14 protein-coding genes are annotated in these 16883 nt (G+C 64.8%); 7 read left to right on the top strand and 7 right to left on the bottom strand.

The window, feature by feature from the left end; genetic code table 11:
* From AC54T3_RS09625 to AC54T3_RS09610, 4 genes are all read left to right on the top strand, one after another.
* Window positions 1-858 (top strand): tetratricopeptide repeat protein (locus AC54T3_RS09625; protein ID WP_496624272.1); only part of this gene is annotated, 858 nt, incomplete at its 5' end.
* 11 nt (window positions 859-869) lie between these two features.
* Window positions 870-2111, top strand: coding sequence for a BPSS1780 family membrane protein (locus tag AC54T3_RS09620; RefSeq protein WP_496624270.1), 1242 nt, complete (start codon window positions 870-872; stop codon window positions 2109-2111).
* Between the two features lie 36 nt (window positions 2112-2147).
* Window positions 2148-3449, top strand: a complete 1302-nt coding sequence (locus AC54T3_RS09615; RefSeq protein ID WP_496624268.1) for a c-type cytochrome — start codon at window positions 2148-2150, stop codon at window positions 3447-3449.
* Window positions 3450-3590: 141 nt separating this feature from the next.
* Window positions 3591-6023, top strand: coding sequence for a penicillin acylase family protein (locus tag AC54T3_RS09610; protein WP_496624266.1), 2433 nt, complete (start codon window positions 3591-3593; stop codon window positions 6021-6023).
* Here the strand turns inward: AC54T3_RS09610 and AC54T3_RS09605 are convergent.
* From AC54T3_RS09605 to AC54T3_RS09595, 3 genes are read right to left on the bottom strand one after another with little or no spacing between them, the layout of a single operon-like run.
* Entirely contained in the window at window positions 5918-6256 is a 339-nt protein-coding gene (locus tag AC54T3_RS09605) for a FeoC-like transcriptional regulator (protein WP_496624265.1), read from the bottom strand. The genes AC54T3_RS09610 and AC54T3_RS09605 overlap by 106 nt on opposite strands.
* Window positions 6256-8613 (bottom strand): Fe(2+) transporter permease subunit FeoB, encoded by a 2358-nt coding sequence (gene feoB, locus AC54T3_RS09600; RefSeq protein ID WP_496624263.1) that lies wholly within the window; start codon window positions 8611-8613, stop codon window positions 6256-6258. Before feoB ends, AC54T3_RS09605 begins: the two co-directional genes overlap by 1 nt.
* Before the next feature lie 43 nt (window positions 8614-8656).
* On the bottom strand, window positions 8657-8932 hold the full coding sequence (locus AC54T3_RS09595) for a FeoA family protein (protein WP_496624261.1): 276 nt from the start codon (window positions 8930-8932) through the stop codon (window positions 8657-8659).
* Between the two features lie 362 nt (window positions 8933-9294).
* Here AC54T3_RS09595 and AC54T3_RS09590 point away from each other — a divergent pair, with 362 nt between their 5' ends.
* Together AC54T3_RS09590 and AC54T3_RS09585 are read left to right on the top strand one after the other, a co-directional pair.
* Complete coding sequence (locus tag AC54T3_RS09590) at window positions 9295-9486, top strand: hypothetical protein (protein ID WP_496624260.1); 192 nt, start codon at window positions 9295-9297, stop codon at window positions 9484-9486.
* A 96-nt stretch (window positions 9487-9582) separates the two neighbouring features.
* A complete protein-coding gene (locus AC54T3_RS09585; RefSeq protein WP_496624258.1) occupies window positions 9583-10005 on the top strand; it encodes a hypothetical protein in 423 nt (140 codons plus the stop codon).
* 42 nt (window positions 10006-10047) lie between these two features.
* On the opposite strand, the gene AC54T3_RS09580 is transcribed toward AC54T3_RS09585, so the two are convergent.
* The 4 genes from AC54T3_RS09580 to AC54T3_RS09565 form a co-directional block, all read right to left on the bottom strand.
* Window positions 10048-11034: a Nudix family hydrolase gene (locus AC54T3_RS09580; protein ID WP_496624257.1), complete on the bottom strand. Its 987-nt coding sequence runs from the start codon at window positions 11032-11034 to the stop codon at window positions 10048-10050.
* Window positions 11015-12214 carry a bifunctional glutamate N-acetyltransferase/amino-acid acetyltransferase ArgJ gene (gene argJ, locus AC54T3_RS09575; protein WP_496624256.1) on the bottom strand — a complete coding sequence of 400 codons (1200 nt, stop codon included), beginning with the start codon at window positions 12212-12214 and terminating at the stop codon, window positions 11015-11017. Before argJ ends, AC54T3_RS09580 begins: the two co-directional genes overlap by 20 nt.
* Window positions 12215-12231: 17 nt before the next feature.
* Complete coding sequence (gene secA, locus AC54T3_RS09570; protein WP_496624254.1) at window positions 12232-15081, bottom strand: preprotein translocase subunit SecA; 2850 nt, start codon at window positions 15079-15081, stop codon at window positions 12232-12234.
* Between the two features lie 237 nt (window positions 15082-15318).
* Window positions 15319-16230, bottom strand: a complete 912-nt coding sequence (locus AC54T3_RS09565) for a M23 family metallopeptidase (RefSeq protein ID WP_496624252.1) — start codon at window positions 16228-16230, stop codon at window positions 15319-15321.
* Between the two features lie 106 nt (window positions 16231-16336).
* On the opposite strand from AC54T3_RS09565, the gene AC54T3_RS09560 reads away from it, so the two are divergent.
* Window positions 16337-16834 carry a DciA family protein gene (locus AC54T3_RS09560; protein WP_496624250.1) on the top strand — a complete coding sequence of 166 codons (498 nt, stop codon included), beginning with the start codon at window positions 16337-16339 and terminating at the stop codon, window positions 16832-16834.
* The last annotated feature ends 49 nt before the right edge of the window (window positions 16835-16883 follow it).

The raw sequence follows: 16883 nt of genomic DNA, 5'->3' as shown, positions 1-16883 counted from the left end.
TTCCCGAGCGAATGCGCCTATCCCATGTCTGGCGCGATTGGCGTCCTGTTGCCGAGCACCGATCTGCGTGGGATCGAGCGTGAATGGCACCGTGTCTTCCCGGCCTCGAAGCCCTATTCGACCCAGCTCTCGGCGCTCGATGACGGCGCGCTCTGGGACAGCGACGATTGGATGCGGTTTCTCACCGCTCAGCCGAGCGCGGCGAATAGCCTGGATGTGCTCGATGATCTGGCGACCGCGTTGTATGAGCATCCGGAGAGTAGCCTGCCCTGGGTCGCGCATACGCTGCTCGGTCCGCTCTATCAACGCGCGCTCGCGATCATCGATACCTCGGTGGCGGCGACCGGCATCGCCAGTCTGCCTTGGAGTGCCGAGCGTAACCGGCCGGCGCTGAGGCTGTTGTTCCGCGCCTATCTGCACGAGGCCGAGGCGGGGCGCGAGGAGGCCGCTGCAGCGGTGGTCGAGCGCTTGCTGGTCCTCAACCCACAGGACAATCATGGCGCGCGCGCCGAGTTGATGAACCATTATCTGCGCGCCCGCTCGGACCGCCAGGCCTTGGAGCTGGCGCGTCGGTTCCCGAACGATCTGCTGGCCGATCTGGCCTATGGCGAGGTGCTCGCGCTCTATCGGCTCGGCCAGCAGGAGCGCGCGGCACGCGCGCTGAGCAGCGCGGTCGACCGCTTGCCGCGGATCCCGCGTTTCCTGCTGCGCAAGCGCATCAAACGCCCGACCCTGGACGATGCCGGGTTCACCCCCGGCGGGGAGGATCAGGCCTGGCTCTATCGCGAGGCGATGCGTGATGTCTGGGAGGCGGAACCGGGATTATTGAGCTGGATGAAGAAGCGGTTGACCGCTTGAGGAGTGGATTGATGGCGCAGGTCTTTCAGGTGGTTTTTACCGGAACGCTCAACCCCTCGACCCATGCCGAGGAGGCCGTGCGGGATTTCGCTGCGGTGTTCAAGGTGACCGAGGACAAGGCACGTTCCCTGATCAGCGCCGGAGAAGTCCGGGTGCTGAAGAGTGATGTCGATGAGGCCAACGCCCGGCGTTATCTCGAGGTGCTCGAGGAGATTGGCCTCGTGGCGCGCATCGAGCCGATGCCGGGGGCTACTGGCGAGCAGAGGTCGCCCGCAGCGACCGCGTCCGATGCGGCGCAGGCAGCCGAGTCTGCACCTGACCCTGTCGCTGACCAGACTCCGCGCTCGAGCGCGGAGTCGTCGGCCCCCTCGTCCGCGTCACCGCCTCCCTCGTGGCCAGCATCAGGGGTGACCACGACAGGGGGGATGCGTCCGTTGCTCGGCCCAACAGCGCGTCCGGCCAGCCATGGCTGGGGCTGGATCAAACAGGCCTGGGCGCAATTCAAACAGCAGCCCCGGGCCTGGCTCACGGCTCTGGCCTTGGTCTACTTGGTGACCGTGGTGCTCAGCCTGGTGCCGATCATTGGCTCCTTGGCGTCGATGATCCTGGGACCCGTCTTTGCCGGTGGCCTGATGCTTGGCGCCCGCGCCCAGCAGCGCACCGGAACCCTGAGAGCGGCGACGGCCTTTGATGGCTTTTCCCATCAAGGCACGCAGCTGGCGATCGTTGGGTTGCTCTATGTGGTTGGCTTGATGGTGGCCTCGCTCGTGGCCGGACTCATTGCGGTGGCGACCGGCGCCTTAACGGCCGGGTCGATGGAGGCGTTGAGTTCGAATGATCCGGCACTGGTTGCCGCTGTCGTCGGGCCTGGGCTTGGGCTCTTCCTGTTGCTGGCGATGCTCTGTCTGGTGCCGCTGCTGATGCTGTACTGGTTCGCGCCAGCGCTGGTTGTGTTCGATAGCATGACGGCGGTGGAGGCCATGCGCATGAGCTTTCGCGCGTGTTGGAAGAATATCGTTCCCTTCGCCGTCTACGGATTGGCGTTGTTGTTTATCCTGGTGGGTGCCAGCTTGATCTTCGGTCTACTGACAGCGCTCTTGGGCACCCTCTCGGAGACGTTGATCGTGGTGCTGATGCTCCTGTTGATCCCGCTGATGCTCCTGTTCGCGGCCTTGGTGATCCTATCCATCTTCACCGCCTATCTGGATGTGTTCGATAAGGACGCGACCGGACATGGAACCCTTGCCTTCTGAACCCAACTCATCCCGCTGCAGATGGAGAGATCGGTTATGCGTTTTCGCGCTCTGAGTTTGACGGCTGGCCTACTGTGCGCCAGCGCGCTCGCGGTTGCTGGTGATGAGCCAGCCGAAACCGCGCCCGCCGCCAGTGATCTATCCGAAGGCCGGTTGGTGTACGGTCGATACATGGCGATCGCGGGTGATTGCGCCGCTTGCCATACACGCCCTGATGGCAAGCCGTTCGAGGGTGGTTTGCCGATCGAAACCCCGTTCGGCACGCTCTATACGCCGAATATCACGCCCTCGAAGGGTTCTGGCATCGGCTCGTTCAGCGATGAGGATTTCCTGCATGCCTTGCAGGATGGCATCTCGCCAAGCGGGCTGCCCTATTACCCGGCGCTGCCCTATCCGTCGTACACCAAGGTCAAGGACGATGATCTGCTGGCGATCAAGGACTACCTGATGTCGCTCGAGCCTTCGAATTATCAGCCGCCGGAGACCGATCTGCGGTGGCCGTTCTCGGCGCGTGATTTGATGTTCGGCTGGCAGATGATCTACTTAGAAAAAGGTCGTTTCGAGCCCGACCCCGAGCGCGGCGATGAATGGAATCGTGGTGCCTATCTGGTCGAGGGCCTCGGCCATTGTGGCTCCTGCCATACCCCGCGCAATCTGGCCGGAGCCACCGAACCTTCGAAGGCGATGACGGGGGCGATCATCGATGGCTGGTATGCGCCGAACTTGACCTCCGATCTCCATCAGGGTCTTGGTCGTTGGAGCGTTGATGAGCTTGCCACCTTCCTGCGGACTGGGTTGGCGCCGACCGATTCCGATTCGGCTGATTCGGCCGAGGCGGATCCGAGTGATGCCCCGGCAACTGCGGCCTTGGGGCCGATGGCCGAAGTGGTGCATGAGAGTCTCTCGAAGCTAGCGGCCTCCGACTTACGCGCGATGGCCGTCTACCTGAAGGATATGCCGGCGAAGACCGAGCCGAGCCATCAGCCTCGGGTGCCGGAGATGCTGACCGAGGAGCAGTACAAGCAGGGGCGTGCGCTCTACGTCAAGAACTGCAGCGCTTGCCATCAGGATCATGGTCAGGGCTTGAAACCCTATTTCCCGGCGTTGCGCGGCAATCCAGTGGTCAACCAGGAGCAGCCGAATGATGTGCTCAAGACCCTGTTGCTCGGTGCCCCGGCCGATCCCTCGGAGGCGTTCTCGGCGCATGTGGTGATGCCCTCGTTCGGCTCGGTGCTGAGCGACGAGCAGCTAGCCACCGTCGCGAGCTATATCCGCGCCAACTGGGGTAATGATGCGCCCCCGGTGACCGCAAAGGAGGTCAAGGCACTGCGCAATTAGTCGGACCCGATCGGCGCTGGCCAGCGCTGAGCCGTTTGGCCGGCGCCGGTTCCGTTGGGTCTGGCGCGCGCTTCCATCCGACGCTGATCTTTGCTCACTCGCATGCGCTCGCGATGGCGTTGGCTTTTACTCGGCTTCGCCGTGACGCTCCTTGTCGTCGCAGGGCTGCTGTATTGGTGGCTGCATCGCCCCAATCCGAGCTACGACGGTCACCTGAAGCTCGCCGCGCTCGAACAGCCGGTGACGGTGCGCTACGGTCCTCACGCGGTGCCGAGCATCCAGGCCGAAAGCCTCGATGATCTGCTCCTCGCCCAAGGGTTCGTCGTCGCCCGCGAGCGGCTCTGGCAGATGGATCTGTTACGCCGGCTCGCGGGTGGACGTCTGGCCGAACTCTTTGGCGAGGGTGCGCTGGTCGCCGATCGTTTCTACCGCACGATCGGACTGCCCCATGCGGCACAAATGTCTCTTGATGCGCTCGAACCACGCTGGCAACGCTTGCTGCGGCGCTACGCCGATGGCGTCAATGCCTATCTGCACCAGGCGATCGCGGAGCGCCGTTTGCCGCTCGAATACCAGGTGCTTGGGCTCGAGCCCAGCCCCTGGCAGCCAGGCGATAGCCTGCTTGTCGGTGCCTACATGGCGTGGCTCAACTCGGGGAATCTTGCCGAGGAGCTGGTCTTTCTGCGGCTCGCGCAACGCTTGGGCAATGCCCGCGCGTTGGAGCTGTTTCCGACCGATGTCGGCGAACCGGCACCCGCCGATGCGTTCGAGCTGCCGGATTATCGGCTCGCCTCCGGGAGGCGTCCTGCCTCGATGCCGCTTGCCTCGATATCGGCGCCAGCGTCGGCGAGGGTGGACCGTGCCGCCCAGGCCCTGAGCAATGCCTGGGCCATCACCGGGCAGCGGACCCGCGATGGTGCCGCGCTGCTCGCGAATGATCCGCATCTGTTCGTGTCGCTCCCGAGTTCCTGGTACGAGCTGGAGATGCAGGCGCCGGATTATCACGCCGCTGGCGTCAGCCTACCAGGCGTGCCTTGGATCCTGCTCGGGCACAATGAGCACCTGGCCTGGGGGATCACCGCTGCCGTGGCCGATACGCAGGATGTCTTTTTGGAGCGTGTCAGTGAGGATGGCACGCAGGTGTTGCGACCCGATGGCCGCTGGGAGCCGATCGAGGTGCGGGTCGAGCGGATCACGGTGGCAGGTGCCTCCGAAGGGCTGCAAGAGACGATCGCGCTGCCGATTCGCTCGACCCGTCATGGGGTGCTGATCGATGCCTTGCTGGAGACACCGGATGCAAATCCCGCCGGTCTCGCGGCGGTGCGCCGCCCGCGCGAGCGCATCGCCCTGCGCACGACCTTCGATCGCCCGGATCGCGCCTTCGTCGGCCTGTGGCGGCTCAATACCGCGACCAGCATCGAGGAGGCGCGCGCGGCCGCCGAGGATTTTCGCCAGGTCGCGCTGAGCCTGCTCTTCGCGCATCGCAATGGCCGGATCGCCTGGCAGGTGTCGGGCCTCATGCCGCGCCGTGGACGCGGCAGCGGGGCCTTTCCGGCGCCAGGTTGGGAGTCTGGCTATGGTTGGAACGGTTACCTGCCATTCGCGCGCAATCCCGGCATTTCCGATCCGGACAGCGAACGCTTGGTCAGCGCCAACGACGCGATGACCGCAGGCGGCGAGGACAGGCTGGTGATCGGCCATTCCTGGCTGGCGCCGTTCCGGGCGCAACGGATCAAGGCGCTGCTGGATCGGCCAGGAGCGTTCGATCTCGGTCGGATGGAACGCATGCAGTCCGATCGCGTCAGCCTGGAGACGACGCTCTACTTGGCCTCCTTGCGGCGGCATCTCCCCGAGATCAAGCGCCTCGATCCAGCGGCGGCTCGTCTCGCGGAGACACGGCTGCTGGAGTGGTCGGGTGATTTTTCGGAGGACAGCCGGCCGGCCGCGTTCTTCGTGCTGTTGCGCCCAGCCCTCTATCGGGCGCTCTACGGCGACGAACTGGGACCGGATCTGGAACTGCTGATGGGATTGGAGACCCGCACCTACGGACCGCTGGCCGAGGCGATGCGCAGTGACCAATCGCGCTTTTGGGACGATCGCGAGACGCCGGAGCAACAGGAGGGCCCAGCCGCGATCTGGGCGCGGGCACTGCATGCGACGGCGCGCGCCTTACAAGAGGCTGTGCCGCTGGAGGAGGAGACGCCGACCTTGGCCCAGCTTCGTCGGCTGACCTTCCCGCATGCCTTCGACGGGCAGCCACTGCTCGGGGCGCTTTTCAACCTTGGGCCCATCGGCCGTGGCGGCGATCATGGCACCATCGACGTGGCCCTGGCACCGCTGACGCATCCGCGCGAGATCGGCAATGTCGCCTCGATGCGGGTGGTGTTCGCGCCGAGCGACTGGGGCGCGACGCGCGGCACCCTGCCGCTTGGGCAATCCGGGCATCGCCTGTCGCGTTTCCGCGCCGATCAGCTCGATGACTGGTTATCGGGCCAATCGCATCCCTGGCCCTGGGAGGGCCCCGCCGCAGAGCAAGTGCTCGGCACCTTGGAGCTGTGGCCGGACAGGGAGTGAGCGCCGCTGTCATCGCTGACTTCGGACCAGCGATAGAGTTCGCGCGGCGCGCTGTCACAGAGGGTGCAGCCGCTGCAAGCGGTGGGTGTTGGGAGGCGCTCGATGCGTCCCTTCTCGACCCACTTCTCAAGCAGCGCCCGCGCGACCTCGGTCGAGACGCTGAGCTGCAAGGCCACCTCCTGCAGCGAGGCCAGGCCCTGCTGGCGCACCAGATCGCGGGCTTGGATCAACATCAGACGTGTTCGCACGCGGTGCCGAGGGACATCGTCCGACCGCGCTGGCCCCATAGGCGGAGGCCGGTGAAGATCAAGATCAGGAGCACGAGCAAGGCGCCGATCCAGATCCCGGAGGCGAGCGGATGCCGCTCGAAGGTCAGCGTTTGGTAGAACAGGGTCGCGGTGATGTAGGCGATACCCGTCGTCCAGGCGGCCACGAAGCTGGCCCACGGAGCGCCGGCCTCGCGCACGATGGCACCCAGGGTGGCCACACAGGGGAAGTAGAGCAGCACGAACAGCAGATAGGCAAAGGCACCAGCACGCCCGTCGAAGCGCGCTTCCATCGCGCCGAAGGTGCCGGGTGTGAGCGTTTGCTCGGCGGCGATCGCGTCAGGATCAACCTCCGCTCCAATCCCCACCCCCAGCGGATCGGCGATGCTGCGGCCCACCTCGCTCAGATTGGCCGGGACCGTGGCGAGCGCGGCGCCGAGCGCCGGCCCCAGACGGAAGGGCTGATCCTCCTCGGGCGCGGCTTCGACCGCGAGACGGCTATACAGGCTATCCAGGGTGCCGACGATGACCTCTTTGGCCAACACACCGGAGAAGATGCCGAGCACGGCGGGCCAGTTGTCTTGGCCGATCCCCATGGGCGCGAACAAGGGCGTGGCCAGACGGCTTGCTGCGGCTAGGATCGAGTCGTCGCTGTCGGTTTGATCCAGGCGGCCGTCGGTGCCGATCGAGCTGAGCAGGTTCAGGATCACGACCATGATGATGATGACCTTACCCGCCTCGCGCAGGAACAGCTTGACTCGATCCCAGGTCCGCAGCAAGACCCCACGCGGCCGGGGCATGTGATAGGGCGGCAGCTCCATCATAAAGCCCGTGCTGGTGCCGGCGAGCAGGGTCCGTTTCATGACCAGGCCGGTGAGCAGCGCGATCGCGATGCCGGTCAGATAGAGGGCAAAGACGACGTTCTGGCCGGAATGCGGAAAGAAGGCGGCGGCGAAGAGCACGTAGACGGGTAACCTTGCGCCGCAGGACATGAAGGGGTTCATCAGGATGGCGAGCTTGCGCTCGCGCTCGTTCTCGAGCGTGCGCGTCGCCATCACTGCGGGGACGTTGCAGCCGAAGCCGACGATCAACGGCACGAAGGCCTTGCCGGGCAGCCCGATCGAGCGCATGAAGCGATCCATGACGAAGGCCGCGCGCGCCATGTAGCCGGAATCCTCGAGCGCGGAGAGGAAGATGTAGAGGCTGGCGATGATCGGGATGAAGGTAGCGACCACGGTGAGGCCGGCGCCAACACCATCGGCCAGGATCAGCCGGAGCCAATCCGGGGCGCCGAGCTGGCCCAGCAGCGCGCCCAGGCCATCGACGAACAATGCGCTGGCCACGCCGTCGAACAGGTCGATGAAGGCGCCGCCGATGTTGATGGTGAACACGAACATCAGGTACATCATCGCCAGGAACAGCGGGATGCCCCAGAGGCGGCTGAGGACGACGCGGTCGATGGCATCGGACAGATGACCACCGGCGCCACCGCGCTGGCGCTGCACAGTCTTGGCCAGCGCGTGCGCATGCGCGAAGCGGGTGTCGGCGATCTGGATGTCAGCGTCCTCGCCGGAGCGCGCGGCAATCGCCCGGCGCCAATGCTGTATCCGTTCCTCGAGTTCGGGGGCCTGTCGGGTTTGGGTCTGAGCCTCGGGACCGGTCTCGATCAGCTTCAACGCGCGCCAGCGCTGATTGCGCTCGGACTCGCCGCTGAGTCTGGGGGCCAGCTCGGCAATGGCCTGTTCAACGATCTCATCATGGCCGAGCGCATGACCGCCGGGCTCGCGGCCATCGGCGACGGCGAGTGCCCGCGCGCTGAGTTCGGTGATGCCCTCCTTGGAGACCGCGACCACTGGCACCACCGGGCAGCCGAGTTTCTCGGCAAGGGCGTCGGTGTCGAACGCGATGCCGCGCTTGCGCGCGACGTCCATCATATTGAGCGCCAGCACGACCGGGACATCGAGTTCCAGGAGCTGGATGGTCAGATAGAGGTTGCGCTCGAGATTGGAGGCATCGGCGACATTGATGATCAGATCCGCCTCGCGACTCAACAGATAGTCACGGGTGACCTGTTCGTCGAGTGAGTCCGCGTCTAGGGAGTAGATGCCGGGGAGGTCGATCACGCGCACGGGGCGGCCATCGAGTTCGCTGCGGCCTTCGCGGCGCTCGACCGTGACCCCAGGCCAGTTGCCTGTGGTTTGGCGAATCCCGGTGAGCGCGTTGAACAGCGCGGATTTGCCGCAGTTGGGATTGCCGGCCAGCGCCAGGATCAAGGGCGCCTTGGACGGCGTCGAAGTGTTTGGCTCGTCAGGCTTGCGATTCATCGCGGCGCGGCTCCATGAGAGGCGGATGCCTCGCTCGTCGGGTCTAGTCGGGTTGGGGCGCTGAGTTCGAGGGCTGGTCGAGCCTGCTGACGGTCAGCTTCTCGACGATGCCGCCGCCCAGCGCGATGCGCGTATTGCCGGCCGACACCACGAGCCCCGAGCCGCGTCGATGCTCGACCCGTAGCTCGGTGCCGAGGCGGATGCCGAGTCCGCGCAGCTTGCGGTGCAGCTCATGACCACCAACGATCTGGGTGACCACGGCGGAGGCGCCCACCGGTAATTGCGCCAAGGTTAGAGGGATTGATACCCGTTGGTCCATCTCAATGATTCTGCTCAGGGACGACTGATCGACAGGAGGTAGAAACGTGTCGCGTTCTCAACATAAGGCCGATCCGCTTGCGAGAAAAGCCGTTAGGGGCTGATCGATTGACGCGGCGCAGCATTTCGCGCCGACACCCAGCGCGAACAAGCCTGTGGCGATGCCGGCGGTGTTTGGCAGGAGCGCTGATTACGCTATGCTATCGGCACCTAGGCCGGCACAACCTGTCGCCTTTTAGACGCACGTCTTGGACGATCACGGCGGCGGATGATCTGCGGAGACGATCAGAGTATGGTATATGAGCAATTAATAATTCAGGTCACGTCATCGCTATCCCAGTGGCCTGCCAGATTGAGGCATGAATGATGACTCCGAAACAAACCCATACCTTATGGCATCTCCGTCGCCAGGGGCTGCAGTTAGAGGCCGAACTCGCCGAGCAGGCCTGGTCGAACGGCCGCGAATTCAAACCCGACCAGCGCGCGCCCCTGAAACGCGAGACGCTAGAGCTGATTGATCAGTGCAACTGGGAGCTGGTCGCCGAGGTTGGTTGAGCCACCAGGCGGACCAGTGCTGGACGGCGGCCTGACCGGGGAGCGTCATGGACGACGAGAGCCGCAAGGCGCATTGAGTGCACCACTACGACACTGATGCAAAAAGGCTACTTACTGCTCGAGATTCCGCCTGATCAACCGCCAGATCAAACGGATGTGGTGTTGGTCAGTACGCGGGATCACGAACCCCGGCCCGATCACCCCGGGCTGGGGTTCGCCGCTTGCTTCGACGATATCGATGCCGCCTTGATGCATCTGCATGAGCGCCTGCATCGCCAGCTCATCACCCTGGAACCGCGTCGCTACGCGGTGACGCTCGAGGAAGCGGTGATCGCGGCCGATGCCATCGAGCTTGATCACCGCCGCACCTTCATCGAGCCCGCGCTTGCCGAGCGTGCCAGTCTCGATCGCCGCATCGAGGCGCTGCATCGCCAGCATCGGTGGCACGACCGATTGCTGCATGCGGTTGGCGCGTTCGCGGTGATCCTCCTGCTCCTATGGGGAGTGCTTCCGCTCTGAGCGAGGCGCGAGCTTCCCAGCTGTTGCCGCAGGCACCGCTGATCAACCCCAAAAGCCGCTGATGCCAGCGACGCCCTGGGCGCCATGGCGAATGGCGGTGTCGAGATCGGCCTCGTCGACACCGCCCAAGGCATAGACCGGCAGGCAGGCATCCTCAACCAGCTCGGCGAAGCGCGACCAACCCAGCGGGATCGCATCGGCATGGCTGCGCGTGCGTCGCACGGGTGAGAGCAGCGCGTAGTCGAGCCCGAGTTCGGCCGCCTTGGCCAGCGCGTTTGCACTGTGACAAGAAGCACCGATCAGCGGCTTGCCGATCTTGGGGCGTTCGGTCAATGCCGAAAGCCGGGCCTCGGTCAGATGCAGGCCGGTGCCGGGCAATTCGGCGGCGAGCTTGGGATCGCAGTTCAGCAGCAACCGGGCCTGGGTATCGCGGCAAACGCTGGCGCACCACTGGGCGAGCTGGGCATAGGCCTTGGCATCAAGTCCAGGCGCGCGCAGTTGGACGATGCGCGGAGCGGCACGCGCTAGAACCCGCTCGAGTCGGGCGACGAAGGCGTCCGGGTCGCTGGGTCCGGCATTGGCACCGATATCGGCACCGGCACCCGTGATCAGATAGCGGTTCGGCAGACGTAACGCACTAATGACGGGGCGGTCTGCGGCCGGGAAGCGCGCGGGGTCCATGTGTTCTGGGCGCTGCCAATCCAACGCTTGACCCTCGCACCCGCTGGGCGTGCCCTGGTAGTCGAGCACGCGATGGATGTCGAGTAGGACGAGGCGATCGCCATAATCGTGCCGCAGGCGGATCAGCGGCCTCGAGGCGATCACCTGAATGCCGAGTTCCTCGTTGAGTTCGCGGGCAAGGCCCTGCTCGACGGGCTCGCCGGGCTCCAGCTTTCCGCCCGGAAACTCCCAGAGGCCGCCTTGGTGCGTGCCGATGGGGCGCTGGGCGATCAGAACTCGCCCGTCGCGATCAGTCAGAACCCCAGCAGCGACATGGATTAGCCCAACTCTAGGTCCGGTACTCGGCATTGATGCGGACGTATTCATAGGAGAGATCACAGGTCAGCAGTCGTGCGCTGGCGCTGCCCCGGCCAAGCGCGACCCGAATGCTGAACGCCTCCTGGGCCATCACGGCGCGTCCGGCGGTCTCCTCATAGCTCGGATCGCGGCCCCCGCCGGAGACGATCAGCACCTCGTCGAGCCAGATGCGCACCCTGTCGATGTCTAGTGCCTCCAGACCCGCGCGCCCCACAGCGGCCAGGATGCGCCCCCAGTTCGGGTCCGAGGCAAAGAGCGCGGTCTTCACCAAGGGCGAATGCGCGATGGTCTCGGCGACCTGGCGAGCCTCGGCTGGGGCGCGCGCCTCGCTGACCTCGATGCTGACCAGCTTGGTCGCGCCTTCGCCGTCGGCGACGATGGCGCGCGCCAGTTCCTCGCAGAGCGCGGCGAGTGCCTGCTGAAAGGCGATGAATTCAGGCGCGTTGGGATCATCGAGCGGTGGATTGCCCAAGGTGCCGGCGGCGGCCAGCACGCAGGCATCATTGGTCGAGGTATCGCCGTCGATGCTGATCGCATTGAACGAGCCATCCACGGCCTGACTCAGGCACTGTTGCAGCAGCCCCGGTTCGATCGCCGCGTCGGTGGCGATGAAGGCAAGCATGGTCGCCATATCGGGCCGAATCATGCCGGCGCCCTTGGCGATGCCGGTCAAGGTCGCCTGCCGGTCGCCGAGCCTCCATTGTCGCGTCGCGCGTTTGGGCTGGGTATCGGTGGTCATGATCGCGCGCGCGGCGGCGTCCCAGCCGTCCTCGTCGAGGGCCGAGAGCGCCGTCGGCAGTGCCGCCGTGAGCCGATCGACCGGCAGATAGTCACCAATCACGCCGGTCGAGAAGGGCAACACCCGAGCCGGTTCCACAGCGCTCAGCGCCGCTAATGCCTGACAGCAGGCCGCAGCGTCTTCAAGCCCCCGGCGACCCGTGCCAGCATTGGCGTTGCCGGCATTGATCAACAGCCAGCGTGGGGCGGCTGTCGCCAGATGCTCACGCGCAACGGTGACCGGCGCCGCGCAGAAGGCATTACGGGTGAAGGTCGCCGCACAAGCGGTTCCCTCCGGCAGCTCGATCAAGACCAGGTCATCGCGATCGCGATAGCGGATTGCGGCCGGCACGGCGGCGACACGGACGCCACGAATAGAGGCGTGATTGGGCATCGGTGACTCGCTGGGCATCAAGCGACGCGCCCATGGCATTGCTTGTACTTCTTCCCCGAGCCGCAGGGACAGGGTTCGTTGCGACCGACCTTGCGACCATCGCGCACGAAGGGCTGCGCCTCCTCGGCGTCGTCCGGGCGATGGGTGTCGCTCGCCGCAGCCTGATGCGGCGCCGGCCCGGCGCCGGCCTCGGCGGCCTGTTTGGCCGTGGCGGGTAGTCCCTTGAAGGCTTCGTGTTTGAACTGGAACGCCTCTGGACTCGGTCCTCGTGGCAGGATGTCCTCAGGCATCTGCAGCTGCATCCGCGCCAAGGTCTTGACCACATCCTGTTTGATGCTCGCGAGCATCGCCGAGAACATCTCGAAGGCCTCGCGCTTGTACTCCTGCTTCGGATTCTTTTGCGCATAGCCGCGCAGATGGATGCCTTGGCGCAGGTAGTCCATCTGCGAGAGATGGTCCTTCCACTGGGTATCGAGGGTCTGCAGCATCACCGCCTTCTCGATCTGGCGCATGTTCTTTGCGCCGACCAGCGTCTCCTTTTCAGCCGCCTGGGCCTCGAGCTGGGCGACGATGCGCTGGCGCAAGGTCTCCTCGTGCAGCTCGTCGTCCTCATCGAGCCAGTGCTGGATCGGCCAGTCGCCACCGTAGGCATCCTGCAACGCCGCACTGAGCCCAGCCACATCCCATTGCTCCTCGAGGCTTCGTGGCGGGATATGGCTGTTGATCAGCTCGTTGAGCACGTCCTGGCGCATCGCGACGATGGTCTCGGAGACATCGTCGTTATCCATGAGTTCGCGGCGCTGCTGATAGATCACCTTGCGCTGATCGTTGGCGACGTCGTCGTAGTCGAGCAACTGCTTGCGGATATCGAAGTTGCGCCCCTCGACCTTGCGCTGAGCGTTTTCGATCGCCTTGGTCACCCAGGGGTGCTCGATCGCCTCGCCATCCTGCATGCCGAGGCGCTGCATCATATTGGCCACGCGCTCGGAGGCGAAGATGCGCATCAGGTTGTCTTGCAATGAGAGATAGAAGCGGGTCGAGCCCGGATCACCCTGGCGCCCGGAGCGCCCGCGCAGCTGGTTGTCGATGCGACGGGATTCGTGGCGCTCGGTGCCGATCACATGCAGGCCGCCGGCCTTGATGACCTGGGCATGGCGGCGGTTCCAGTCGGCCTTGATGCGCCTGCGATCAGACTCGTTGACTGCCTTTTCGAGTTCGGCATCGAGGTTGCCGCCGAGCACGATGTCGGTGCCACGGCCCGCCATGTTGGTGGCAATGGTCACCGCGCTGGACTCGCCGGCCCGCGCGATGATGCCGGCCTCGCGCTCGTGCTGCTTGGCGTTCAAGACCTCATGCGGGATCTTCGCGTCCTTGAGCTTCTGCGAGACCAGCTCCGAGGTCTCGATCGAGGCGGTGCCGACCAGCACCGGCTGGCCGCGTTCGACGCAATCGCGGATGTCCTCGATGATCGCGCGGTACTTTTCTTCCTGGGTCAGATAGATCAGATCGCCGCGATCATCGCGGACCATTGGCTGATTGGTGGGGATCACCGTGACCTCGAGCCCATAGATGCTCTGGAACTCGAACGCCTCGGTGTCGGCGGTGCCGGTCATGCCGGCGAGCTTCGGGTAGAGTCGGAACAGGTTCTGGAAGGTGATCGAGGCCAGCGTCTGGTTCTCCTGCTGGATTGCGACGCCTTCCTTGGCCTCGACCGCCTGATGCAGACCCTCGGACCAGCGCCGGCCCGGCATGGTGCGGCCGGTGAACTCGTCGACGATGATGATCTGCCCCTCGCGGACGATGTAGTCGACGTTTTTCTGGAACAGCGCGTGCGCTCGCAGCGCGGCGTAGACATGGTGCATGAGCACGATGTTGCCGGCGTCATAGAGGCTCTCGCCCGCGCCGAGCAGGCCCAGCTCGGCGAGCTGTTGCTCGACCTTCTCGTGGCCTTCCTCGCTGAGGTAGACCTGGCGCGCCTTTTCATCGACCGAGTAATCACCGGGGCCGAAGTCGGGCTGGCCCTCTTCGTTCTTGATCGGCTCCTGGCGTGTCAGGCTCGGGATGATCGTGTCGATCTTGGTATAGAGTTCGGTGTTGCCCTCCGACGGCCCGGAGATGATCAGCGGGGTGCGCGCCTCGTCGATCAGGATCGAGTCGACCTCGTCGACGATCGCGTAGTAGGGATCGCGCTGTACCCGCTGCTCGGGCGTGAACGCCATGTTATCGCGCAGGTAGTCGAAGCCGAATTCGTTATTGGTGCCGTAGGTGATGTCGGCATGATAGGTCTCGCGGCGGGTGGCGCGACGCAGATGCCGGTAGCCCTCTTGCTCGGGCGGCTCATAGTTCGGGTCGAACAGGAACGAGGCGTTGTCCGGCCCCATACCCCCGGAGCTATTGATGACACCGACGTTAAGACCGAGCGCATGATAGAGCTGACCCATCCAGGTCGCGTCGCGCCGCGCCAGGTAGTCGTTCACGGTGACAATGTGTACGCCCTTCTCGGGCAGGGCATTGAGATAGGCGGCGAGAGTGGCGACGAGGGTCTTGCCCTCGCCGGTGCGCATCTCGGCGATCTTGCCGTCGTGCAAGACCATGCCGCCGACGAGCTGGACATCGAAGTGGCGCATGCCGAGCACGCGCTTGCCGGCCTCGCGCACGACGGCGAAGGCCTCGGGCAGGAGGTCATCGAGGGTAGCGCCCTCGGCGAGCCGCTCACGAAAGACACCGGTGCGCGCACGCAGCTCCTCGTCGGAGAGCGTGGTGAGGCTGTCCTCGAGCGCGTTGATCTGCTCGGTGGACTTCATCAACCGCTTGACCAAACGCTCATTACGGCTGCCGAAGACCTTTCGGAAAAGGCGTAGGGCCATGATTGGGGCTCTTTAGGTAGTGGGCTGGAATTGACGCGGCATGATACCGGAGTCGCCGGGGGATCGCAGACCCGAGCGCCGGATGGTGCCGGCTCCGCGAACGCCGGCAGCCCTCTGCAGAGGATTGCCGGCGTTCGCGGGGTTGGCGTCCACAAGCCCGTCCGTCGCGCGGCGCTGGGATCAGCGCGATAGGCTCGATGAGCGGGGCTTGGAAAGACCGTTGCGCGGCAACAGATTCTAGAGACGGGCGAGGCGCGAGCGTTCGTTGAGATCGAGGAAACGCATGGGGTCGAGGGCCTTGCCTTCACGTCGCACCTCGAAGTGGACATGGGGACCTGTCGAGCGTCCTGTTGAGCCGAGCTTGGCGATGATCTGTCCCTTGGTGACCAGCTCGCCCTCGCTGACGAGGTTGCGCGAGTTGTGCGCATAGCAGGTCTCTAGGCCATCGGCATGCCGGATCTCGACGATGTTGCCATAGCCGTTCTTGCGCCCGGAGAAGATCACGAGGCCGTCGGCCATGGCGACGATGTCGGCGCCGTGCTTGGCGGCGATATCGATGCCCTTGTGCATGCTGCGCCGCCCGGTGATGGGATGGCGCCGCAGTCCGAAGGTTGAGGTGACCACGCCGCCGGTGGTCAGTGGCCAGCCATCTGGAACCGCCTGACTGTTGAGGTCGCGCTCCATGATCAGGGTTTCGAGCAGGCCGAGCTTGCGTTTGCGATCATCGATCTCGGCGAGCACCTTGGCGAGATCCTGGGCAACCTCATCGACCCTGTTCTCGCGCAGGCTTGCCTTCTCCGGGCCACCCGAGGGGGCGGGGCGGAGAAAATCGAATTCCTCGCTGTCGAGCCCGGACATCTCGACGAGGCGCTGGCCAAGCGCATTGATGCGGATGACTTCGGCCTGGAGCTGCCCGACGCGGATCGCGATACTGTCGAGTTCGGCCTCATCATCGCGCTCAGCGCGGTCGACATGCCGTGCGTTGACATGGGTGAGGACGGTTTCTAGATCGATGTGGGCGGGTGTCGAAAAGCGGTGCTTACCAAGCCAGAAGCCGGTGGTGCCTGCTAGCATGGCGATCAGCATCACCGCAAGGAGTGCTACAGAGCTGTAGCCGGATTGAGAGTCACTGTCGTTGAGCCGTTGCATCGTTTCTCCGAGCCGTTTTGTCATTCACGCTCGCAGCCGGGCTAACTCGCTAAGCTGCGTGTCGTGATCAAATTCGGTCATAACGCGCGACGAAGATTGCGCGGCCATGCCGAACGGACGTGTGGACATCATTCTCGATAACGCCGAGGCTCAATCCATGCCCAAGTCAACATCACATATTCGTCGTCATTTACGCGCAAGTCAGCCCATCGCGGCCTTACTCGATGAGGTCGAGCGACGCGAGCAGCTACTGAGCGAGATTCGCACCCACTTGCCCGCAGACATTGCAAGGCATTGCCATCAGGCTTCCCTGCTGGCGGGCGAACTGACGCTGTGTGTTGATTCCCCTGTCTGGGTTGACCGTGTTCGGTTTCTTTGTTCTGAACTGATCGCCAGCCTTGCCCCCGCTGGCATTGAAGTCGAGACCTATCGGGTACGCGTGCTGCCGCGCGGGGTGCGATCCGTCCCTCGGCATCCGCCGCCGGTGTCTAGCCCCGCAGTCGAGCGCGCGCGCGGCAGTCCGGATGGCAACGAGGCCGGACGTTCCGAGCTGTCATTGGCGCTCGAGCGCCTTGCGCGAACCCTAGGGTGCGCGCCATTCTAAACCGCTAGGCGATTGCAAGCGAGCACCGTCTTGAGAGCGTGTCGCTGTG

It is taken from the genome of Halochromatium sp. NSM3 (assembly GCF_059621085.1).
Note: the sequence above shows the minus strand (reverse complement) of the source record. Positions and strands in the feature narration are given on the sequence as shown.